Origin of the sequence: Mesorhizobium sp. M0678 (assembly GCF_040320505.1) — a bacterium.
Classification (GTDB): Bacteria; Pseudomonadota; Alphaproteobacteria; order Rhizobiales; family Rhizobiaceae; genus Mesorhizobium.
In genome coordinates this window covers 1-21246 of the sequence record NZ_JAMYPT010000009.1, presented here as the reverse complement: position 1 = coordinate 21246, position 21246 = coordinate 1, and the positions used below count along the sequence as shown (strand labels likewise).

Here is a 21246-nt window from a genome sequence, read left to right as displayed (position 1 = left end):
AATGTTAGCGCGCCACTTCCGCTGGCCACATCACCCGTGCGGGGGATGGACGGCAGCGGGGCCGCCGCTAGCCCAGGCAATTTCCCCGTGATCGGTTCTGCTCGTCATCGCTCCGGCCGGCAGCCGATCACAAAACGCGACGACGTTCAGGCAGTCATGTCGCGCGCTGGGCACGATCAGGCCGTCATAATCGAGGAAATGCGCGGCCTCGCCGATGTCTTGCGACCTCGGATATTCGGCGTGCCTTTCCTGATACGAAAGCTGCCCGTAGCGCGCGGTGTCGAGGCCAAGGGTCTGCAAGGCTGCCAGGTCGAGCAGTCTGAGCGTCCGGTCCAAAGCAAGATCGATCTCGAAGAGATTGTATCTGACGCGCGAAGGGATCACTGGCTGCCCCCGCGTCAAGTGGAATCTCATCTCGCTCAAGGCACCTTCGCGCTCTTGCGAGGTGTAGAGCACGTCGAACGTCCCATCGTCCCAACGGCCGCCGGAGTTCGAGCACTGGATCGGGCTGCGGCCCTGGCGCACCACACGCCAAACCGTTCCGGAGTATTCGACCGGAACTATTGCCTCGATAGCGTCGATGAGCCGGCTATCGCGTCGTTTCCGCCCGGCGATCGCCAACTAGAGAAAGACCTCGTTCTCAAGCCGATCGATGACTTTGAGCACGTCGAGAGCACGGTCGTCGTGAATGAGATCGATTGCTCTTTCGCCGTTCAATTGCGGGTGGCGAGCGTAAAGCCAGGTGCGGATATCGCTTGGCTCGTAGAATTCCTGCAGTCGGCCGACGATATAGTGCAGGTCCGACAGAATGAGCTCGCTGCGCGGCTGGGGCTTGATGTCGCCGGCCTTCCACCTCGAAACCGTGGCCTTGGACACGTCGGTGATGTTTGCAATGTCGGTTCCCTTGAGACCGCCAAACGTGCCCAATTCGTCCAGGAATCTGGGGACCGCCCGCAACGCCGTGCTCATGCTTTTCTCTCCGGCTGCCGAGCCACTTCGCGTCGGACCAGCCCTTCAATTGCGCTGTCGCATTTCGGTTTCATAAAAGGAAAATATGAAACAGGAATGTTAATGTCAATCACCCGTTCGGTGCGAAGGCCCCTGGAGCCAGCACTTCAGGCCTGAAGTAGCGCCAGCTCTTCCGCGCTCAGATGGCGTGCCTTGCCTTTGGCAAGCTCGCCGAGCTGCAATTGGCCGATCGCCACCCGCACCAGGCGCAGCACCTCGATATCGTAGGCGCCAAGCAGCCGGCGGATGTGGCGGTTGCGGCCCTCGTCGAGCACGATCTCCAGCCAGGCGGTGCTGGTGCCGCTTCCACTCGATCGAAAATCAATCGCCTGAATTGCTACAGCGCCCTGTCGCCGGTAATGCCACGGGACAATTTGTTTTGTATAGTCCTTGATGCCACGTGGCCGACGATGGTTCGATGACTTGGGAAGGGAAGATCATGCGAAGCGGATTGGCGAAATTCGTCGTGGCGGGTTGCGTCGCCGCTCAGGTCGTCCTGCAAGCGGCGCAGCCGGCGTTTGCCGCGCCGTGCGGCTGGACGGCGAAACTGGAGGAAGAGGAGGGCGGCAAAGTGCTGATGGCGTCGGTTTGCGGCGGATCGAATGGCGGCGCCCAGCTGACGCTGGCCTGTTTCGGCAAGCCGACGCTGAGCTATGATTTGGGCGACAGCGGTCCGCAACTGGAACCCGGCATCGCTTCGTTCGCGTTCAAGGCCGGCGGCAAAGCGGTGACCAAGACGCTTCAACTCGAAGAAATGTACAACACCTTCACCGTGGAATTGAGCAGCACCGACCCGCTGTTGGCCCTGCTGCGCTCCAAGGGCGAGGTCACGGTCGCCTCGGGCAAATATGGCGAGAACAGCTTTCCGCTTGCCGGCTCATCCGCCGCCATCGGCAAGGTGCTGGCCCAGTGCGGCAAAGCCAAGGCTTCTTCCGACAATGACAACTGATGAACCCCTTACATTTCAATTTGAATCGCGCGAGACGTTGGTTGCGAAGATAGAGCGTGATCCCGCTAACCTCGATCCCTGGACAGGGCTTGTCGAACTGGAGGCCGAGGAAAGCAGCCTGGACACCGCGGTGTCGGTTCTCTTGCGGGCAATTGATGCTGTATCCGACAGGGAACAGCTTTGGCGATTTGTCGACAATTTTGTCTGGTTTTGCGGAGTTGCCGAAGGGCCGACTATGGCTTTGAGCGAAGCGAGCGTCCATGCCTTCTACGAGCGGTGGAAAATCGATACGCACCGTAGCGCGCAGACGAGCCTTTTCTTCGCTCAGCAGTTCAAGAAGCTCAATCTCCCTGACTTATGTGCCGAGAACGTTACGCGCGCAGAGGGCGAGGTGCACACCGGGCGGGACTATATCCTGCTTGCCTTGTTCCTGCGCGACAAAATGGAAACGCCGCAGCTGGCTTTGGCCGCCTTGCAACGGGGAATAGCCGCGCACCCGCGCAACGCGATCATCTGGGATTGCGTTGCCGACACACACCGCCTTGGGAACTCGGCGTGGGAGATCGCGGAATCCACCTATCAGTCATTCAAGCAATGCCGCCTCGATGCAACCACAGAAGATGCCTGCGTCGCCTGGGCATCGTTTGGGCTAATGCTCGATGAAATCGGCAACTATTTGTCGGCTGAAAAGGCCTATCGCCGGGCAATAGAAATCGATCCACGCTACCGCTGGGCGACAGGGAAGTTGTCGGGACTGCTCCGTCGCCGGTTCGCCCGCTACCATGAAGCTGAGAAACTTGCGCTGCGGTGCGTTGAAATCGATCCGGAGCACGCATGGTCGTGGTTCAATCTCGGCTTTGTTTATCATCATCATCTGGCCCGTTTCGCCGACGCCAAAAAGGCGTATCAGCGCGCGATCAAACTCAAGCCGGACTATGTTAAGGTGTGGGAGAATCTGGCCGCTCTGATGGCGTTCGAAACAGACGCGCCCATAGAGGCTCAAAAGGCGTTCGACAAGGTGTTCGGACTCTCGGGTGTTTCAGCTTGGACCTATAATCAATACGGTATTTTTCTTCGCGAATTGACAGACCGGTACGACGAGTCAGAAAAGGCCTTGCTGCACGCAATTGAAATGGAGCCAGCAGACTGGTGCCATCGGTTGGCGTTGGCGGTTCTGTATGAGAAGCGCTTGCTGCGGTTCGAGGAGGCTCGCAAATTTCTGCTCGAAGCAAAGGAGTGTGGCGCTCCGATTGACAATATCGATTATCGCTTGGCCTTGATTGCACAACGCCGTCGCCCTCTGAAGGTAGTCAAGTAAAGGAACGGCCGTGAAACGTTTGGTGTGGTCGATTTTTGCCATCCTATTTTCGACATGGGCTCACGCCCATGTTCCACCAACAGGCTCGGCTTATGCGAAGGATTTGTTCGCCAAGTTGGATGAACTTTTGCAGCAGCGCCGGATTGAAGGCAAATTGCCAAATCTTGAAGATCCAACGGACCGGGATCTACTGCACAAGATTTGGGACGGCGGGGCTTTGATAGGTTCGCCGCCATACGATGAGGGCGACCTGGTAGCACTGTCTTTCGTAATGGACAGAAGTCGGTCGCTACTCGCGCTCTATAGCCAAAATAGCTCATTGCCTCTGCAGGATGAAGCTACGCAGACATTCGCGCTTTTGATTCGGGCTGCTGCCGCTTCGCAGATAGCTTTCAATGATTTCCTAGCGCACCAACCTAACGCTGCCGAAATGTTGCGCCCCAACGGAGCCAAAGCTCGAGGAGGCATAGAGAAAATGTTTCGTGGCGCCTCGATTTTTCTGGCTGACCCGGCTCTGAAGGAGGGAAACAAGATAGTTCTTGTTGAATCGCTGAGAGCAGATGGTCCCTATCTCGCGCAGAGCATCTCTCCAGACCATCGCCAGGCCCTGATCGATTTGTTTGTCCCGTTGGTTGGCCAGCTTCCCATGCCTGCCCAAGAATCGCTCAAGATTTTTATGCAGGAAATCAACGCCGCCGGCTGCGATCTGTGGTGTGCTGACGGAATGTAATACCGATAGACATTGATATCGGTCGAACCCGTGTGAGCGGTCGGTCAGGAATATCCGCCAGGAGTCGAAAGCGACTCTTGTCCGCCCGCGCTGCTTGCTGCGTCACGTGGGCTTCGACTGGCAGCTGCCTGACTATCGAGTCGCCGCCAGCCGGCTAGGCCTGAAGCATCGCCAGCTCTTCCGCGCTCAGATGGCGTGCCTTGCCTTTGGCAAGCTCCCCGAGCTGCAATTGGCCGATCGCCACCCGCACCAGGCGCAGCACCTCGACATCGTGGGCGGCGAGCAGCCGGCGGATATGGCGGTTGCGGCCCTCGTCGAGCACGATCTCCAGCCAGGCGGTGCTGGTGCCGCCGCGCAGCAATTCGATCGAGCGGGCCGTCAGCAATTCGCCGTCGACTGTCGCGCCGGCGCGCAACCGCGCCAGCATGGCCTCGTCGGGCAGCGCGCCGATCTGCACGTGATAGGTCTTGGCGACATGCGAGGCGGGATCGAGCAGGCGCTGCGCGAAGCGCGTGTCGTTAGTGATCAACAGCAGGCCTTCGCTGGCCTTGTCGAGGCGGCCGACCGGCGAGACGAAAGGCAGGTCGAGCCCTGCCAGGCAATCATAGACGGTGCCGCGGTCCTGCGGGTCGTCGCGAGTGGTGACCAGCCCGCGCGGCTTGTTGAGCATCAGATAGACCTTGCGCTCGGCGGCGACGCGGCGGCCGTCGACCTCGATGCGGTCGCGGCCGGGATCGACGCGCATCGAGCCGTTGCGCACGATCTTGCCGGCAACCCGCACGCGCCCCTCGGCAACCAGAAGCTCGGCCTGCTTGCGCGAGCACAGGCCAAGCTTCGACAGCGCGCGACAGAGGCTGACGCCGGGAGGCTGGGCCCGGGGGGCAGGGCGTTGCCGGGCAATGTTCGGTCGCGGCGACATGATGTTGCCTGTGGATTCTTGTATACGAGCATCCCACTATAGCCGGCCGCCGGCTATGTCCACGGAAGGGAACTGCATATCGTTTGAGTCGTGCGCAGCGGCTGCGAGGACTTGCATGAAAACAGCCATTCGCCTTTGCCTGCTGCTCGCCTTCCTGCCGACATCGCCGGCGCATGCCGGCTGGCAGGCGGTCGAGAAGGTCGAGACCTATGCCATCTCAGGGCAATCCGGGCCGGAGCTCTACGCCTCGATCGGCGGGCGCGGGCCGCTGCTCGGCGAATGCCGCGTCATCGCGCATACCAATTTCAAGCTGACCTGGGTGAGGGACTACCAGCCGCAAGGCGACGCCTGCGTGCTGGTGTCGGCGCAGCCGAAGCTGATCATCACCTACACCTTGCCGAAGCCGGCCGCGCGGCTGCCGGGCGCAATCCAGAAGAACTGGGAGGTTTTCGCAGCTGGCCTCGCCGCCCACGAGAAGGTGCACGGCGCCAGCATCGTCGACATGGTGCACAAGATCGAGGCGGCCACCATTGGCCTGACCGTCGCCGATGACCGTGGCTGCAGCAAGATCAGGATCGAAGTGACGAGACGGCTCGCCGGAATCTCGCAGGCACAACGGCAGGCGAGCCGCGATTTCGACCGGGTCGAATTCGGCCCGGGCGGCAAGTTGCGGCAGCTTGTGTTCACGCTGATGATCGGCGGATGATGCTGCAGGGCTGCGGGGGCGGCGCAGGGTACCACCTTTGCGGCCCTCACGCCTGCTCGGTCGGATAGAGCGTCAGGATGTTGACGTTGACCCGTGGCGGCTGGCTCACCGCATAAAGGATGGCGGCGGCGATGTCCTCGCTTTCCAGCTGCTCCATGTCGCCCAGCCTTTGCTCGACCGCCTGGCGCACATCGGCGCGCATATTCTGGGTGAACTCGGTCTTGACGGCGCCGGGCTCGATGCAGGTGACGCGGATGCCATCTTTGCCGATCTCGCGACGCAGCGATTCCGCCATCGCGCTCACCGCGTGCTTGGTGCCGGAATAGACCACCGAAGGGTGGATGTAACGGCCGGTGCCGGACGAGACCACGACGATGTGGCCGGCGCCTTGCCGCTGCATCGACGGCAGTGCTGCATGGATCGGATAAAGCAGGCCCAGGATGTTGACGTCGACCATCCGGCGGTATTCTTCCGGCGTCGTGTTGCGGAACGGCGCGGCGACGCCGACGCCGGCAACCGCAAGCAGCATGTCGAGCCGGCCGTACTCCTGCTGGACCCGCTCGACCATCGCCGTGGCTTGCGTTTCGTCGGTGACGTCGACGGCAATCGGCAGTGCCGCGCTGCCGGTTTCACGGATCCGCCTCGCCAGGTCGTCCAGGCGCTCGGCGCGCCGCGCGGCAATCACCAGCGTGGCGCCCTCGGCCGCCAGCGCCAAGGCGGTGGCCTCGCCGATGCCGGAAGAGGCGCCCGTCACCAAGGCGATCTTGCCGCTCAGTTTTCCTGCGTGCATGTTTTCTCTCCTGACGCTTTGGACACGCCGTGAAGCTAGGGCGCAGGCTTTCTGGAACAATGCTGATCGAAAACCGAATCCACTGTTAGGTTTTGGCCCCAGCAAGCCCACGTCTGCGCACGAACGGGCCTTGACGCGACCGGAGCTGTTGCGTCTTGATACCGGGGCTGCGGGGCTTCACATGAAAACAGCTGATCGACTACGTCTGCGGGTGGCTTGTTTGCATGCGACGCGCTTGCATGCACTCTCGCGACCGAGCGCAAGATGAAGGTCCTCGTCGTTTATTGCCATCCCTGCACCGACAGCTTCAACGGCGCCGTGCGCGACACGGTGCTGGAGACGCTTGCCGAAAGCGGCCATCAGGTCCACCTGCTCGACCTTTATGCGACCGGCTTCGATCCAGTCATGCGCACGCGGGAATGGCGCGGTTACCACGACAAGGCGGCGAACCTGCAACCGGTGCACGAACATGCGCAGGAGCTGCTCTGGGCGGAGGCGGTCGTCTTCATCTATCCGACCTGGTGGTATGGCCTTCCGGCGATGCTGAAAGGCTGGCTGGAGCGTGTGCTGGTGCCGGGCTTCGCTTTCGAGATGCCGACGGAACGACGCGGCCCGCGGCCCAAATTGCGGCACATACGCCGGGTGATCGCAATGACCACATGTGGCGCCACGCCGCTGATGTCGTGGATCATGGGACAGCCCGGCCGGCGGACCCTGCTGCGCGGCTTCCGCTCCGTCTGCCATCCGCTGTGCCGGACCAAATTCCTGGCGCTCTACCGGATGGACAGCGTCTCGGCCGCAGGACGCCAGGCGCATTTGCAGCGGGTCAGAAAAGCGGTTGCCGGCCTTGGTCGCGCTGATGCGGTCGCCGCCACAGTGCCTGGCTGATCAGCCGGGGTGGGCCGTCGCCGGCGCGGGGCAATCGCTTTGGACAGGCGATTGCGCCAGGTTGGTGTTGGAGACGGCCAATTATCGAAGTCGGCGCCGCCCCTCATCGCCCTGCCGGGCACTTCTCCCCGTATAGGGACGGGGAGAAGGGGCTGACCGCGGCCTCGGCGCCCTTCTCGCAATGCTGGCGATTGGCGAAAGCAGCGACGAGAGCACCCCTCTCCCCGTCACTATACGGGGAGAGGGTGCCGGCAGGCAGGTGAGGGGCAGCGCCAACGCTCAGAGCAGAGGGCGACTTCAAACCTCGAGCGATTGCATTGCGCCACCGACACCGCGCGTTGACTCTATTCCCCATTTCTGGAAATCTGGAAACATGGATAAGACGCTCGCCCTTTCGGCACTTGCCGCGCTCGGCCAGGAGACCCGGCTGGACGTTTTTCGCCTTTTGGTGCGGGCCGGCGCCGAGGGCGTGGCTGCGGGCGAGATCGCCTCACGGCTCGCCGCGTTCCCGAATACGATGTCGGCCCATCTCAAGATCCTGTCGCATGCCGGCCTGGTGCGGACCGAACGAGAGGGCCGCAGCGTGCGCTACTTCGCCGACATGACCAGGTTTCGCGATCTGCTGGCCTACCTCATGGAGGATTGCTGCAATGGCGCGCCGGAACTTTGCCAGCCTGTCATCCAGGCTGTGACCTGCAACTGCTAGGGGAGGTTCGTCTTGGCCAACCTCTCCCGCCGCCTTGTTGCCGAAGCCCTCGGCACGGCTCTTCTGGTCGCCACCGTGGTCGGTTCCGGTATCATGGCCGATAAGCTGACCGACGAGGTCGCACTCACCTTGCTCGGCAACACCTTGCCGACCGGGGCGATCCTGGTCGTGCTCATCACCATATTCGGACCGATATCCGGAGCGCACTTCAACCCGGCGGTGACGCTGGTATTCGCGCTTCGACGCGAGATCGAAACGAACGCAGCGCTGGCTTACGTCGCCGCCCAGATTGCCGGCGGCATCGCTGGAACGTTGCTCGCGCATGCGATGTTCGAACTGCCGATCCTGCAAGTGTCGGCGACGGTGCGGACCGGAAGCGGGCAATGGATTGCGGAGCTGGTCGCCGCATTCGGGCTGGTCTTCACCATCCTTGCCGGCCTGCGTTCCCGTCCGGATTCGATCCCCTGGCTGGTCGGGCTCTATATCACCGCCGCCTACTGGTTCACCGCATCGACATCCTTCGCCAATCCGGCCGTCGCCATCGCCCGTGCGTTCTCCAACACTTTTGCCGGGATCCGCCCCGCCGATCTGCCGGGCTTCATCGGCGCCGAACTTTTGGGCGCGTTGCTCGCCATGACATTGGCAGGGTGGCTGCTCGCCCAACCGAAACCAGCCGGACAGATGAAAGCTGCGCAATGACCATCACCATCTATCACAACCCCGATTGCGGCACCTCGCGCAACACGCTGGCCATGATCAGGCAGTCCGGCGAGGAGCCTGAGGTGGTCGAATATCTGAAAAATCCGCCGTCGCGCGAAAAGCTCGTCGAGCTGATCGCAGCGATGGGCATGACGCCGCGCCAATTGCTGCGCGAAAAGGGCACGCCCTATGCCGAACCTGGCCTGGGCGAGCCGCAGTGGAGCGACGACGAGATCCTCGATTTCATGCTGGCGCATCCGATCCTGATCAACCGGCCGATCGTGGTGACGCCGCTCGGCACCATGCTCGCCCGACCATCCGAAGCCGTGCTCGATATCCTGCCCAATCCGGATATCGGCCCGTTCACCAAGGAGGACGGCGAGGTGGTCATCGACGCCAGCGGCAAGCGCGTCGTCTAGATATCGCCTTATTTCGATCTTTGTCGAAATTCTCTTGACGTGCAGCGATTCTGGAAATAGCTTATTTCCATGAAACTCGAAAAAGCAGCCTCGCAACTTGAAGCCCTCGGCAGCCCGACGCGGTTGCAGCTCTATCGGACGCTGGTGCGGGCGGGCGATGAGGGGCTGCCGGTCGGACGCGTCCAGGACAGGCTCGGCATCGCCGCCTCGACGCTGTCGCATCACCTAAAGCGGCTGGTCGACACCGGCCTGGTGACACAGGAGCGCCAGGCGACGACGCTGATCTGCCGGGCCAACTATCCCGCCATGAACGGGCTCATCGGATACCTCGCAGACGAATGCTGCGCCGACGCCACCTGTGCGCCGGCATCGGCGGAAGCGACGGCAAAGACGGCGGCGTGATTTTTTTGGCAGTATAATTCGAAACTACCGGAAGGATAGAAGATATGGAGATGATCGAAAAGCTCCCCGTTGCGGTGATCGGCGCCGGGCCGGTCGGCCTGGCGGCAGCGGTCCACCTCATCGCGCGGGGCATTCCTGTCAAAGTCTACGAAGCCGGCAATGCGGTTGCATCCAATCTCAGGGATTGGGGCCATGTCCGGGTGTTCACGCCCTGGCGCTATTGCGTCGATCAGGTGGCTAGAAACCTGCTCGAGGTGCATGGCTGGCGGATGCCGGAGCCCGAGGCATTCCCGACCGCAAACGACCTCGTCGCGGATTATCTCGAGCCGCTGGCAAAGCTTCCGCAATTGTCGCCGTCGATCGAAACCGGCGCCCGCGTCGTTGGCATTTCGCGCTGGGGCGCCGACAAGGTCTCGAGCAAGGAACGCGAAACCCGGCCGTTCATGCTGGTGGTCGAAACCGCCAGCGGCACGCGGCGCGACAGCGCCCGCGCCGTCATAGATGCGTCGGGAACCTGGCAGATGCCGAACCCGCTCGGCGCCGGCGGAATTCATGCCGTAGGCGAAGCGCAATTTGCCGACCGCATAGCCTACGGCATCCCCGATATTCTCGGCCGCGACCGCAGCCTTTATGCGGGGAAGACGACGCTGGTCGCCGGCTCCGGCCATTCGGCCGCCAATGCCTTGCTGGATCTCGCCAGGCTGGCGGAGGTGGAGCCCGGCACGGCTTTCATCTGGACGACGCGCGGCACCGACCTGGTGCGCATCTATGGTGGCGGTGATGCCGACCAATTGCCGGCACGCGGCGAACTCGGCGCCGAAGTGCGCGAACTCGCCGAGAGCGGCGGCGTCAGGCTGGTGACGGGCTTTGCGGCTGTTTCGATCCGCGATGCCAACGGCCGGCTGGTCGTCGAAGGCCAGACCAGGGACGGTTTGCAGGCGCTTGGCCCGGTCGACCGCATCATCGCCGCGACCGGACAACGCCCGGATCTGTCGCTGACCCGTGAGCTTCGGCTCGAGCTCGATCCATGGCTGGAAAGCGTCAAGGCACTGGGACCGTTGATCGATCCCAACGAGCACTCCTGCGGCGACGTGCCGCCGCACGGCCACCGTGAGCTCAGCCATCCCGAGCACGGGTTCTACACAGTCGGCATCAAGAGTTATGGCCGCGCGCCGACCTTCCTGCTGCTGACCGGTTATGAGCAGGTCCGCTCGGTCGCGGCGGCGATCGCCGGCGACATGGTGGCGGCCGACAATGTCCAGCTCGTGCTGCCCGAGACCGGCGTCTGCACCGTGCCGCGGATCGGCGTGGCCGACAAGGGGTGCTGCGGCGGTCCGGCGCCGGCAGCGGTGGATGCGTGCTGTGTCGCCGACGCCAAGGCGAAGGCGGTCGGCAAAGGCGGCTGTGGCTGCAGCGTCGCGGCATGAGTCTTTCGCCGCCTTCGCCGGCCATCCTGCGCAGCCGCGGCGCGATCATCACCGCGCTTGGCCTGACGCAGATCATGGCGTGGGGTTCTTCCTACTATCTTCCCGCGGTCATCGCGCCGGCAGTCTCCTCCGATACCGGCTGGCCGCTGGCATGGGTTGTCGGCGGCCTGTCCCTTGGCTTGCTTGTGGCCGGATTGATCTCTCCGCGCGTCGGGTCGTCGATCGAGCGGCGTGGCGGCCGCAATGTCCTGGCGTTCAGCGCTGGATGCATCGGGGTCGGCCAGGTTGGGCTGGCCGTTGCCCCCAACCTTGTGGCCTATATCGCTGCCTGGCTGATCGTCGGCCTGGGCATGGGGGCGGGGCTCTACGATGCCGCTTTCGCAACGCTTGGCCGCCACTATGGCCAAGGCGCGCGCTCCGCCATCACCATGCTGACGCTGTTCGGCGGCCTTGCGAGCACCATCTGCTGGCCGATCTCAGCCTTGCTGCTGGGGGAGGTCGGCTGGCGCGGCACCTGCCTGGTCTACGCCGCCTTTCAGCTGGCAATTGCGCTTCCGCTCTATCTGGTGATCCTGCCCCGGGAGCCGCCGCAACCGGCAGTCAAACCAGGATTGAAGGAGGCGGCACCCATTCTCGACAACCAAGCCGATCCGTCGATCGTGATCGTTCTGGCCGCGACCCTGACACTTGCGGCTGTGATCTCCTCGACGCTGTCGGTGCATCTGCTCACCATCCTGCAAGGCAGCGGCATGGCGCTTGCCGCAGCCGTCGGGCTCGGCGTGCTGGTTGGCCCGTCCCAGGTGGCGGCCCGCGCGATCGAGATGATGATCGCGCGCTACCACCATCCGATTTTCACCAAGTTTGCCTCGGTTACGTTTGTGGCGATCGGCGTTTCGACGCTCTGGGCCGGCATGCCGATCATCCCGCTGGCGCTCGGCTTCTACGGCGCGGGCATCGGCCTCGAATCCATCGCCCGGGGAACGCTGCCGCTCGCGCTGTTCGGCTCGAACGGCTATGCGAAGCTGATGGGCCGCCTCGCCATGCCGAGCCTGATCGCCCAGGCGGCGGCACCCTCGGCCGGCGCATTGCTGCTGGAGCGCTTCGGCCCGCACGGGACGTTGGCCGCGCTTTCCGGTCTGGCGCTGGCCAACGTCATCCTCGCATGCGGTTTGGGCTGGCGGATGCTCCGCCGGCGGCAATCGCAGGTTCAAACCCGATAGGATTTCGACCTGCGTTCAGCGCCTTCAACTGGAGAGCGGGAGATCTTCCAAGGGATCGACAAGGAAGGACGCGGCGATCAGATCGTCCGCATCGAGGCGCAGTGAGCCTTTGGCGCCGCCCATAATGGCCGCAACCTTTTGAAATGTCTTGATCTCATGCTCGGTAATCTGGGCACTTTGCATTCTGGATTTGAGGTCAGCGACGCGCAGCCCCAAACTGTGGGACATTCCGATTTTACGGTTCGACATGGTAAGATGCTCCTCCCCGGCCCATGTTTGTTTTGCCACCCGCCCTATTCGTATTTCCTCCGCCTGCCTAATATGAGGCATCGCGATACAGCGCCCGAACGCCCGATGCAAGGGAAGGTTCCGGCGCGCAGAGGTCACGAAATAATAATACGAAGGAAGTACGGCCGATGGTCCGGCCGGAGGTAGGACTTAGGTACGACGCCCCGCCGGACAGAGGGCTCCGGTGCCTTATCGGCTGGCGAGGACCATGCGGTTGCCTTCGCTGTCGCGAAACTCCGCCACCGTGCGCCCCGGCTGCCACGGCGCCTCATGCGCTTCGGTGACGATCTCGACGCCGCCCGCTTTCATGGCTGCGATCATTGCCCCGACATTTTCGTCGACCAGCACCAATACCGGCTCCGCGCCGGGTGCGTCGTCGGCGCGCCTGACAAAATGCAGGTTCGTCACGGCATGCGGAAATGCCAGCTCGATCCAGCGCCAGCCGCCATCACCCATTTTCTGGTCGGCCATGACCTGGCAGGCGAGATGCCTGGTGTAGAACGCCTTGGCGCGGTCCTGCTCGAACACCGGAAGCTCGGCAAACTGGATATGCATGATCGTCTCTCCTGCTTGACGGCTGCCGCGCAGCCGCCCACGCGGGAAAGACGATGCGGGCAACCGAAAAGATTCTTCGGCAAGGAGAATCTTTTCAGCGCAGCCGGTCGTCCTTCGTTCATACCAACCAGTCAGGAGACGACGATGAACTACGCGCTCATTCGATACGGTGTGAAGCAAGCCGACCTGGAAGATAACCGCGTGCTGGTCGAAAAAGTATTTGAAGCGCTGGGCGAGGCGGCACCGCCGACGGTGTGTTATCTCGTGCTCGAGCTGGACGACGGCTCGTTCGTCCACATCGTCGGCCAGGACGGCGATTCGTCGGCGCTGACCGGGCTTGCGGCCTTCAAGGCGTTTACGGAAAACCACGCCGAGCGCCGTTCGACCCCGGCATTGCGATCGCCTGTCAAAGTCATCGGCAATTACCGTATGCTGGCGGATCAGAAAGCCGGGTAGCGCCTGCCATGCCGCTCGCGCAGAAATGGGACGCTACGCCGAAAATGAACAGGGCGACTTTGGAGGTGATGCTCGTCGGGTTGCGGCCAAGGCTGCATCGCTACTGCGCGCGTATGGCCGGCTCGGTGATCGACGGCGAGGACATCGTCCAGGAGGTGCTGATCAAGGCGCTGCAGGCGATCGACGGCGGTGCGATCGTCGAACGTCCCGAGCAATGGCTGTTTCGCATCGCCCACAATGCCGCGCAGGATCATCTGCGGCGGCGCAATCGGGAAAGGTCGCGCATGACCGAGGCCGACATGAGCGTCATCGAGGATCCCTCCGGCAGCGCCGACAGCCGGCTCGCCGCCCAGACCAGCCTGCGCTCCTTCATGCAGCTTTCGGTGCCGCAGCGCAGCGCTGTGATCCTGGTCGACGTGCTCGGCCTCAGCCTGCATGAGACCTGCGAAGTGACCGGCGCGACGCTCGCCGCCACCAAGGCCGCGCTGCATCGCGGGCGGGCGCAGCTCAAGCTGCTGGCGCTGCAGCCCGAGCAGGCGCTCGCGCCGAGGCTCGACGCCGATGACGAGCGCCGGCTGCGGCGCTATGTCGACCTGTTCAACGCGCGCGACTTCGACGCCGTGCGGGCACTGATCGCCGAGGACGTCCGGCTCGACGTCGTCAACCGCGTCCGCCTGCGCGGCAAGGCCGAGGTTTCGACCTATTTCGGCAATTACGATCGTTTGCGCGACTGGACATTGTCGCTCGGCGTGGTCGACGGCCGGCCGGCGATCCTCATCCGCGACCCGCAGGCGGCCGACGGCGCTGTGCGCGGCTTCATGCTGGTCGAATGGAGGGACGATCAGGTCATCCAGATCCGCGATTTCCGCTATGCGCCCTGGTGTCTGGTCGACGCGGAGATTGAAACGGTGGACGGGTGAGTAGAAGGCTGGAATGGTACGGAGATGGCGATCAGGCAGCCTCCTCCTGGGTGACCCAAACGCAATTGCCACATGGCAGCACGTTCTTAGAGCGGTTCCGGTTCTCTTGGAACCGGTAACTCGCTCTAACTATCTGCTTTCCCGCATCTATGCGGACGCCAAATGCTTCCTTTTGGCTGCAAAATGCTCTAGCCGATACGCACGCGGCGCGTCACCTGGCCATTGCTTTCCCAGTATGTGTGCTTCTTGGCAATCAAGGGATCGTCCATCGCCGGTTGAATTTGTCCTGTGGTGCTGACCGCGCGCGAGGTCACCGTGTGTTCTCCAGGAGAGGGATTTGCCCAAGCCAGGGACCAGATTTTCCAAGCGTGTTCTGCCTCCTCACTGTGGTCAATGGTCGCTGGTGTCCAAGGCCCTTGATCGATTTGCACTTCGACCCGGTCGATCGGCGCCCCCCAGGCTGCCCCAACGATGCGGTAATCCGAGTCTTTCCGGGTAACCTTCGCAGGCGCGGACTTTATCAGCGCTCGCCCGACTGACGTCTCGGCCCATACGGTCTCGCCGTTGTGGTCCTCCTCCCGGATGGTGACATAGTCGCGGGCCATCAGAAGGCTCATGAACCGCGTATCGCGAACCTCGATGCGCTTTAGCCACTTGACGTTGGCGATCCCGTACCAGCCTGGCGCAATGAGCCGTACCGGGAAGCCATTGGGCGCCGGCAAGGCGGCCCCGTTCATTTCATAGCAGAGGAGATTGTCCGGGTTCATCGCGTCGGCGAGCGACATGCTGCGAGCGAAGTTCTGCCGCATCTTGACGTCGCGTATCGGGATCTCGCCTGTGTCGGTACCGAAAAAGACGACCTCGATGCCCTTCTCCAGAACGCCGGCTTCCTCGAGGATCGGGGCGAGCGGCGTCCCTGCCCAGCGAGCATTGCCGATGCCGCCGGTGAAAAAGGGAAACCCATGGTTGCCCGAGCATTCCACTGTGAAAACGACCTCCTGCCGCGGTCGCGCCCTGATGTCGGCGAGCGTTAACTCCAGGGGCTTCTTAACCAGGCCTCCGATCTCCATCGACCATGTCTTCTCGTCGATCGTTGGTCGGTTGAAATGCGAGATGCTGAAGAACTTGTCGTTTGGCGTTATCCAGCTATCCAAATCCTCCCAAACAAGCTGCTTCTGGATACCCGCCGGATCGGGATTTTCGGTCGGCTGATCCAGCCATGGAATAACTTCCTCGTTCGGCCGTGTTGGAAAAGCGTAAGCCCGGCGCGAGGTATAGAGAGCAGCAATTGCGGCAAGAGCCGCGCTTCCTTGAACAAGAAGTTCTCTGCGCTGAAAATCAGGCATGTTGTTTACCTCCCAGTTGATCCGGAACGGGCTGCAACGTGCCTTAGGCCGTAGCCTGATCACGGATAGGCGACACAATGTGAGGTCTGCCCACCCGGAAGTATCCGGGTAGGTCAGATAATCACCGACGCAAGTCAAGCATGTGAAGCATTGCACGAAACGCCAGCTCGCGTTTCGCACGCTAAGAGTGCGCCTTTGAGAAGGAACTGTCCACAACTTGGACGGGACATGATGATGATTGCAGCATTCCATGCCGATTTCCTGTCCTGCCAAAATGGTTGCTGCTCGGATCGCTGCCGAACGCCCGCTTCTGGGTCATTTCGGGACCTTCGCGGGTGCGATCGGAAGGGCCGTTCCGACCCAATTTCTGCCGTTCCGATATCGGCCTTGCCAACTCCAGGGCGGATGTTCACCCATTTCGACGAGAAACTGCGTTGGCCTGCCGTCTGTGGGCGCGACAGGATGGCGGTGCGGCCGGCGCAGGTGTATGATGGCGGTCTAATATTTCAAGATCAGGAATTTGCAGGTGGAGGGCGGGCCCGGGCGGCACATCAGAACCAGTCTGCATTACGAGGTGGCCAGCAACCAGGCCGCCTGGCTTGGGCGCGGCAGATCATTCACACGTGAACCATTCGCCAACCGAGCGGGGACACCCTAATTGGTGGTGACTTGCGTCACCGCCACGCCGGTTATCCTGCCGTTCCCGGCTGTGTAGGTGAGCGTCTGCGTGACCGTGGCGTCCTTCTGGTCGGGAGACGAAGGAGGATAAGAGGCGGCGAAGCCGAAATGGCCGTAACGATCGGGCTTGGCGGCGCCAAATTTCGCGGCCACGTCGCTCAGCGGCGCTCCGACGCCGGGCGTATCGAGTTCAACAGCTGTCAGGCTGGCAGGCGCGCCGGCGCATCCTTCCGGCACCTTACCTTCCGGGTTCGGCTGCAGGGCGACGGACAGGACACCGTGGTCGGAGCCGCCCATCTCGCCGGATACGAACCAGAAGATCGACGGCGATCCGCCGGCGTCGGGGCCGGCATAGCAAAGCCAGTGGCGTGAATCTCCGGCGTCACCTTCATCGTGCATGGCTCCGCCGAAGGCTTTTTCGACATCGGCAAGCGTGGTTTCCTCAAGCTTTATCTCCAGCGGCCCAGCCTTGACCTGCTTGAATAGCGGGCTGGCCAGCGGCGAGTTGATATCGCCCAGGGATGGAATCGCCCGGTCCGGGTTGAGCGGCTTGGCCAGCGTCGTTGCATTGGTCACCAGTCCGGCAACGATGAGTGCGAAATATCCGGCGTTCTGTCCCATGCCGATCTCCTGTCGTTCGAAATGAAGGTGCGGAAGGATTTGCGGGCGGGTGCTACCCTGTCTGGCCGATACCCAAACCGGTGCACGACCAACTGGACCGAAGATAAATTCACAAGTCCGCAGCCTTCAACGTCATTCCGGCGACTTGGCAACCAAAGTGTAATCGAGGCTCACAATTCCTTCTCGGCCAGCTCCCGAAATGCGTCGGGAACCGATCGCCGCAGTCCGAGCGCGACCGAGGCGTAGCCGACCGCCTCCCAGCCGAAGCGGTCGCGGATCTTGTCGACGGCGCGATCCGCGGTCCAGCGCGCCGCGCCCTTGCTGGTGCCGGGGCGGCGGCGGTCGTCGTCGAGCCCGAGCGGCAGTTCCAGTTGCAGGCCGGCATGCTGCTCCAGATGCGATACGGCGATCGCCAGCAGCGAGATTGTCTTTTCGTGCGGATGGTCGATGAGCACCTTGCGCACCAGCGCCTCGGCGATCTCGGCCAGCATGGCGGTTGCCGAAATCGGCTGGTCGAGCGTGATCGAGCGCGTCACCGAGCGCAAATCGGCAAAGCGGACGCGAACCGTCACCGTGCGGCCGGGCCGGGATTTCGCCCGCAATCTTGTGGCGACCCTGTCGGCCAGATGCAGCAAAGCGGGCACGAAGACCTGCTCCTCGGCCGGTTTTCGGCCAAGCGCCGACTGCGCACCCGCCGAGCGCGCCCGGCGCTGCGTCTCGAGCTTGCGCGGATCGCGGTTCCACGCCAGCGCGTTGAGTTTCTCTCCCGCCGCCGGCCCGAGCAGGCGCTCAAGCGCCCCACCATTGGTCTTCGCCAGCTCGCCGATGGTGTTGACGCCGATGCCGGCCAGCCGCTGCCTGGTGACCGGGCCGACGCCCCACATCAACTCGACCGGCAGGTGGTGCAGGAACTCCAGCTCGTGGCGCGGATCGACCACCACCAGCCCGTCCGGTTTTGCGACCTGTGAGGCGATCTTGGCCAGATGCTTGGTGCGGGCTACGCCGACCGAGATCGGCAGGCCGAGCTCGGCCCGCACGCGGCCGCGGATCTTGCCGGCGATCTCGGCCGGCGAGCCGAACAAATGGGTGCAGCCGGCGACGTCGGCAAAGGCCTCGTCGATCGAAATCCGCTCGACCACCGGCGTGAAATCGCCGAGCACCTTGATTGCCGCATCGCCCAGCCGCTGATAGTCCTTGAAATGGCCGCCGACGAAGATGAGTTGCGGGCAGAGTTCCCGCGCGCGCCGTCCCGGCATACCGCCGCGCACGCCGAACGCCTTGGCTTCATAGGATGCGGCAAGCACTACCCCGCCGCCGACGGCAATCGGCTTGCCGCGCAAGGCCGGGTCGAGCAACTGTTCGACCGAGGCATAGAAGGCATCCAGATCCGCGTGGAGGATGTTGGCTTCCATCCGGCCCGTTCGCCCGCGGCGGTTCGAACGCCGCATTGTCTCGAGTTGTGATGAGAACATAAAGAGAACATTGTGGGTGAATTGTCAAGCAGCGCGGACGACAGGTGAAGGGGCAATCGCTTCAGGTTGGCGCCGCCCCTCATCGCCCTGCCGGGCACTTCTCCCCGTATAGTGACGGGGAGAAGGACGCTTTCGTCGATGGCTTCGCCAATCACTAACGTTGCAGGAAAGTGCCGAGTTTGCGGACAGCCCCTTCTCCCCGTCGCTATACGGGGAGAAGGTGCCGGCAGGCGGATGAGGGGCAGCGCCGACTTCGGCAATCAGCCGAGCGCTACAGCGCCATCTTGTAGCCGAGATGACTGGCGGTGAAGCCGAGGCGCTCGTAAAAAGCGTGCGCCTCCCGTCGACCTTTGTCCGTGGTGAGCTGGACGAAGCTGCAATTGCGCGAACGGCATGTTTCAATCGCCCATTCGATCATCAGCTTGCCGAGGCCGCGCGAGCGCCATTGCCGGGCGACGCGAACGCCTTCGATCTGGCCGCGCCAGGCGCCTTTTCTCGAAATGCCTGGAAGGAAGCTGAGCTGCAGCGTTCCGACCACTTGCCCGGCGTTGACGGCGACGGCCAGCAACTGGTTGGGATCGGTATCGATTGCGCTGAAGGCATCGAGATAGGACGGCGCAAGCGGCGTGGACGGGTCTTCCCGGTCTGCGCCGAGCACATCGTCGGCAAGCATTGCAACGATCGCCGGCAGGTCGGGCGCCTGCGCGCGACGGAATTCGATCTCGCTCATCGCGTGGAGACATACGGCGCGGATTTGGGGACGACAAGCGTGAAGGGATGCAACTTTGCCGGTCTACTGGAAAGCAGCCGTTGAAAGACCTATGACAGGCGAGATCGGGAGGCTACGATATGGATGTTCCAGCCAGCATGAAGGCTGAATTGGCAGCCTGGAACAATGGGTCCGGCATCGATCTACAAAGCTGGGTCGGGTGCGAGGGCCGATTTGCGCTTGCTGTGGGATACAGCACCATTTTCTGGCCGAAATTCGTGACGTTCGAACGCTACGTTTTGATGGAAGGGTTTAGCGAGGAAGGCCTGCGAAGCTTTGAACGAGACCCCAACGCCACACGACAGTCCGTGGAAGCGGTTATGAACCACCTGCACATTGCCGACATTCACGCCTTGGGCGCCGCCGACATCTCTCGCGACAAACTCGTGTTTCTCGGCTCGGTTCTCAAGGAGATTTATGAGGCAAAACTGCAATGGCAGTTTGCGAACCGAAGGTTTGTCGTCGAGTTTTTCGCTTCAGACTCCAGAGACCTGGAGGATTATCAGCTGTCTTTCTGGCAAGCAGACTAGGGCAATGGGCGAGGCGAGCAACTTAGCGAGGGTCAACCCTTCAATGCGGATCGAAATCGAGGGTGTCTCCCTGGAGACGTTGAGGGCGCTGTCGCGCGCGGACCAGGATGCGTTGCTGGCCTTCGGCCGGCCGATCTCCTTCGCCATGGGCAGCGCCACCGTCCTGGCCGAATTCAATCGCAATGGCGGCACGCTTCTGGTCAATTTTGCCCATATCGACGGCGGTGGCGAAGGCGTCCTGCTCGTCTTGTGGAGGCTTGTCCGGGCCTATGCCATCGATCGGCAATTCAAGCTGATCCGTTGGAATGTCCATGCCGCCACCTGCGCCACACCGAATCCCCGGCTGCAGCGTTTCCTGCGCTCCCATCACTTCGCAGAGATCGACGATGCCAGCTACGGCCGCATTTTCGCTCGCAGCCAGCAGCTTTGATCGGCTGGCTGGCCGCTCCGCTCGGGCTTACGCCGCCTCGAGCGCCCAGAGGCGGTGGCCGTAGCGGCGGAAGAAGCGGGCGAACAGGCGCTGCTGCCTGGCGCGGGTGAGGTCGGCGGCGCGCCTTTCCTGTCGCCAGTACGGCATGTTGCGGAACATCGACAGGAAGCGGGCGGCATCCTCGAGTGCCTCCTCGGCTGACTGCGCCGGGCGGATCGCCGCCAGGAACAGAGCGCGGCTCGGCTTCAACCGGTCGATCGCCGCCTTGCGCTGGCGATGACCCTGGCGTGCCTTGCGGATGCCGTCCTGGCGGATGGCCGCGAAAGCGGCAAACATGGCCGGGCTGTCGCCGCTATAGCCGCAAGCATGGGCGAACTGGGCTGGGTCCATCGTCATTCCCTTGCTGCCGGCCGGCTGCGGTTCTGTTGCTCGCGCCGATTCCAGTCCACACCATGTATAAGCATAACTCAAATAATCGAACAAGTGAAACTTTCACGTTGATGTAAGCGGAACCGACTCGACTCCGCTCCAAAAACCGATAATGTTGCGAACAAAGCAGGAACGATGATGGGGATGACCATGGCATTGGCAGGCAAGGAAGCGACGATCGCCGATGTTGTCTCGATTGCCGTCGAATGCATCGACTGCGGCCGTAACAGGTGGTGGAAGCCGGCCGAGCTCAAGCGGCATGGGGTGAGGCCGGAGACGCCGCTATCAGCACTTTCGGGGCGCCTGATTTGCAAGGCCTGCCGGGCCGACGGCCTGCCGGGCGCCGCCGTCTCGATCCAGGCCGCCTTCATCGACGACCGGCAACGGACCCGCGCCGAGGCGCGCCTGCTCAACGGTCGAGAGCTGCAGTCGAGGCGGGCTTGAGGGGGCGGGCGTGCTGCTCTTCCCTTCTCCCCTTGTGAGACCTTTGCACAGAAGCCGATCGGTGATTCTGTGATGATGGTCGAAGCAGGGAGATTCGGGATGGCGGATCGTGTTCTGGGTCAGTTGA

The 21246-nt window shown here is 62.7% G+C and carries 27 protein-coding genes and 1 pseudogene; 16 read left to right on the top strand and 12 right to left on the bottom strand.

Annotated elements, in window-relative coordinates; translation table 11 throughout:
- Positions 1-30: 30 nt before the first annotated feature.
- The 3 genes and pseudogenes from NKI29_RS17615 to NKI29_RS17605 form a co-directional block, all read right to left on the bottom strand.
- Positions 31-621, bottom strand: coding sequence for an RES family NAD+ phosphorylase (locus NKI29_RS17615; RefSeq protein ID WP_352699780.1), 591 nt, complete (start codon positions 619-621; stop codon positions 31-33).
- Entirely contained in the window at positions 622-969 is a 348-nt protein-coding gene (locus NKI29_RS17610; RefSeq protein ID WP_023680350.1) for an antitoxin Xre/MbcA/ParS toxin-binding domain-containing protein, read from the bottom strand.
- Positions 970-1115: 146 nt separating this feature from the next.
- Positions 1116-1313: pseudogene (locus tag NKI29_RS17605) on the bottom strand (pseudouridine synthase); the annotation flags it as partial.
- A 134-nt stretch (positions 1314-1447) separates the two neighbouring features.
- On the opposite strand from NKI29_RS17605, the gene NKI29_RS17600 reads away from it, so the two are divergent.
- Genes NKI29_RS17600 through NKI29_RS17590 form a run of 3 tightly spaced genes read left to right on the top strand, consistent with a single transcriptional unit; the run spans position 1448 to position 4005 of the window.
- Entirely contained in the window at positions 1448-1957 is a 510-nt protein-coding gene (locus NKI29_RS17600; RefSeq protein ID WP_245274855.1) for a hypothetical protein, read from the top strand.
- Positions 1947-3275 carry a tetratricopeptide repeat protein gene (locus NKI29_RS17595; RefSeq protein WP_023680353.1) on the top strand — a complete coding sequence of 443 codons (1329 nt, stop codon included), beginning with the start codon at positions 1947-1949 and terminating at the stop codon, positions 3273-3275. Before NKI29_RS17600 ends, NKI29_RS17595 begins: the two co-directional genes overlap by 11 nt.
- 10 nt (positions 3276-3285) lie before the next feature.
- Positions 3286-4005: a hypothetical protein gene (locus tag NKI29_RS17590; RefSeq protein WP_156937484.1), complete on the top strand. Its 720-nt coding sequence runs from the start codon at positions 3286-3288 to the stop codon at positions 4003-4005.
- A gap of 154 nt (positions 4006-4159) precedes the next feature.
- Here NKI29_RS17590 and NKI29_RS17585 read toward each other — a convergent pair whose 3' ends face one another.
- Complete coding sequence (locus NKI29_RS17585; protein WP_352569158.1) at positions 4160-4924, bottom strand: pseudouridine synthase; 765 nt, start codon at positions 4922-4924, stop codon at positions 4160-4162.
- A 115-nt stretch (positions 4925-5039) separates the two neighbouring features.
- On the opposite strand from NKI29_RS17585, the gene NKI29_RS17580 reads away from it, so the two are divergent.
- Positions 5040-5630 (top strand): DUF922 domain-containing Zn-dependent protease, encoded by a 591-nt coding sequence (locus tag NKI29_RS17580; RefSeq protein ID WP_352796797.1) that lies wholly within the window; start codon positions 5040-5042, stop codon positions 5628-5630.
- 46 nt (positions 5631-5676) lie between these two features.
- On the opposite strand, the gene NKI29_RS17575 is transcribed toward NKI29_RS17580, so the two are convergent.
- Complete coding sequence (locus NKI29_RS17575; RefSeq protein WP_352569160.1) at positions 5677-6420, bottom strand: SDR family oxidoreductase; 744 nt, start codon at positions 6418-6420, stop codon at positions 5677-5679.
- A gap of 264 nt (positions 6421-6684) precedes the next feature.
- On the opposite strand from NKI29_RS17575, the gene NKI29_RS17570 reads away from it, so the two are divergent.
- The 7 genes from NKI29_RS17570 (at position 6685) to NKI29_RS17540 (ending at position 12181) form a co-directional block, all read left to right on the top strand.
- On the top strand, positions 6685-7308 hold the full coding sequence (locus NKI29_RS17570; protein ID WP_352569161.1) for an NAD(P)H-dependent oxidoreductase: 624 nt from the start codon (positions 6685-6687) through the stop codon (positions 7306-7308).
- A gap of 373 nt (positions 7309-7681) precedes the next feature.
- Positions 7682-8014: an ArsR/SmtB family transcription factor gene (locus NKI29_RS17565; RefSeq protein ID WP_352457336.1), complete on the top strand. Its 333-nt coding sequence runs from the start codon at positions 7682-7684 to the stop codon at positions 8012-8014.
- A gap of 12 nt (positions 8015-8026) precedes the next feature.
- Positions 8027-8713 (top strand): aquaporin, encoded by a 687-nt coding sequence (locus NKI29_RS17560; RefSeq protein ID WP_352569163.1) that lies wholly within the window; start codon positions 8027-8029, stop codon positions 8711-8713.
- On the top strand, positions 8710-9132 hold the full coding sequence (gene arsC, locus NKI29_RS17555) for an arsenate reductase (glutaredoxin) (protein ID WP_352457334.1): 423 nt from the start codon (positions 8710-8712) through the stop codon (positions 9130-9132). The genes NKI29_RS17560 and arsC overlap by 4 nt, the downstream gene beginning before the upstream one ends.
- Before the next feature lie 69 nt (positions 9133-9201).
- Positions 9202-9534: an ArsR/SmtB family transcription factor gene (locus tag NKI29_RS17550; protein WP_023680363.1), complete on the top strand. Its 333-nt coding sequence runs from the start codon at positions 9202-9204 to the stop codon at positions 9532-9534.
- A gap of 50 nt (positions 9535-9584) precedes the next feature.
- The gene (locus NKI29_RS17545) at positions 9585-10961 is read left to right on the top strand and encodes an NAD(P)-binding domain-containing protein (protein ID WP_502896712.1); all 1377 of its coding nucleotides are present in this window, start codon (positions 9585-9587) and stop codon (positions 10959-10961) included.
- On the top strand, positions 10958-12181 hold the full coding sequence (locus tag NKI29_RS17540; protein ID WP_352796795.1) for an MFS transporter: 1224 nt from the start codon (positions 10958-10960) through the stop codon (positions 12179-12181). Before NKI29_RS17545 ends, NKI29_RS17540 begins: the two co-directional genes overlap by 4 nt.
- A gap of 24 nt (positions 12182-12205) precedes the next feature.
- Here NKI29_RS17540 and NKI29_RS17535 read toward each other — a convergent pair whose 3' ends face one another.
- Both NKI29_RS17535 and NKI29_RS17530 read right to left on the bottom strand, forming a co-directional pair.
- Complete coding sequence (locus NKI29_RS17535) at positions 12206-12430, bottom strand: hypothetical protein (RefSeq protein ID WP_031213090.1); 225 nt, start codon at positions 12428-12430, stop codon at positions 12206-12208.
- Between the two features lie 228 nt (positions 12431-12658).
- Positions 12659-13024, bottom strand: a complete 366-nt coding sequence (locus tag NKI29_RS17530; RefSeq protein WP_352569166.1) for a VOC family protein — start codon at positions 13022-13024, stop codon at positions 12659-12661.
- A gap of 144 nt (positions 13025-13168) precedes the next feature.
- On the opposite strand from NKI29_RS17530, the gene NKI29_RS17525 reads away from it, so the two are divergent.
- Together NKI29_RS17525 and NKI29_RS17520 are read left to right on the top strand one after the other, a co-directional pair.
- A complete protein-coding gene (locus NKI29_RS17525) occupies positions 13169-13480 on the top strand; it encodes a hypothetical protein (protein ID WP_352569167.1) in 312 nt (103 codons plus the stop codon).
- A 44-nt stretch (positions 13481-13524) separates the two neighbouring features.
- Positions 13525-14400 (top strand): sigma-70 family RNA polymerase sigma factor, encoded by an 876-nt coding sequence (locus tag NKI29_RS17520; protein ID WP_352699785.1) that lies wholly within the window; start codon positions 13525-13527, stop codon positions 14398-14400.
- A gap of 188 nt (positions 14401-14588) precedes the next feature.
- On the opposite strand, the gene NKI29_RS17515 is transcribed toward NKI29_RS17520, so the two are convergent.
- The 4 genes from NKI29_RS17515 to NKI29_RS17500 form a co-directional block, all read right to left on the bottom strand.
- Positions 14589-15746 carry a sulfite oxidase gene (locus tag NKI29_RS17515; protein ID WP_352569169.1) on the bottom strand — a complete coding sequence of 386 codons (1158 nt, stop codon included), beginning with the start codon at positions 15744-15746 and terminating at the stop codon, positions 14589-14591.
- Positions 15747-16400: 654 nt separating this feature from the next.
- On the bottom strand, positions 16401-17045 hold the full coding sequence (locus tag NKI29_RS17510) for a hypothetical protein (protein WP_352569170.1): 645 nt from the start codon (positions 17043-17045) through the stop codon (positions 16401-16403).
- 170 nt (positions 17046-17215) lie between these two features.
- Complete coding sequence (dinB, locus tag NKI29_RS17505; protein WP_352569171.1) at positions 17216-18457, bottom strand: DNA polymerase IV; 1242 nt, start codon at positions 18455-18457, stop codon at positions 17216-17218.
- A 331-nt stretch (positions 18458-18788) separates the two neighbouring features.
- Positions 18789-19247 (bottom strand): GNAT family N-acetyltransferase, encoded by a 459-nt coding sequence (locus tag NKI29_RS17500; protein WP_352569172.1) that lies wholly within the window; start codon positions 19245-19247, stop codon positions 18789-18791.
- A 119-nt stretch (positions 19248-19366) separates the two neighbouring features.
- On the opposite strand from NKI29_RS17500, the gene NKI29_RS17495 reads away from it, so the two are divergent.
- A complete protein-coding gene (locus NKI29_RS17495) occupies positions 19367-19816 on the top strand; it encodes a hypothetical protein (protein WP_023675649.1) in 450 nt (149 codons plus the stop codon).
- Between the two features lie 43 nt (positions 19817-19859).
- A complete protein-coding gene (locus tag NKI29_RS17490; RefSeq protein ID WP_051406100.1) occupies positions 19860-20246 on the top strand; it encodes a hypothetical protein in 387 nt (128 codons plus the stop codon).
- Between the two features lie 27 nt (positions 20247-20273).
- Here the strand turns inward: NKI29_RS17490 and NKI29_RS17485 are convergent, their stop codons facing one another.
- On the bottom strand, positions 20274-20636 hold the full coding sequence (locus tag NKI29_RS17485) for a hypothetical protein (RefSeq protein ID WP_352569173.1): 363 nt from the start codon (positions 20634-20636) through the stop codon (positions 20274-20276).
- A 183-nt stretch (positions 20637-20819) separates the two neighbouring features.
- On the opposite strand from NKI29_RS17485, the gene NKI29_RS17480 reads away from it, so the two are divergent.
- Positions 20820-21119: a hypothetical protein gene (locus tag NKI29_RS17480; protein WP_352569174.1), complete on the top strand. Its 300-nt coding sequence runs from the start codon at positions 20820-20822 to the stop codon at positions 21117-21119.
- The last annotated feature ends 127 nt before the right edge of the window (positions 21120-21246 follow it).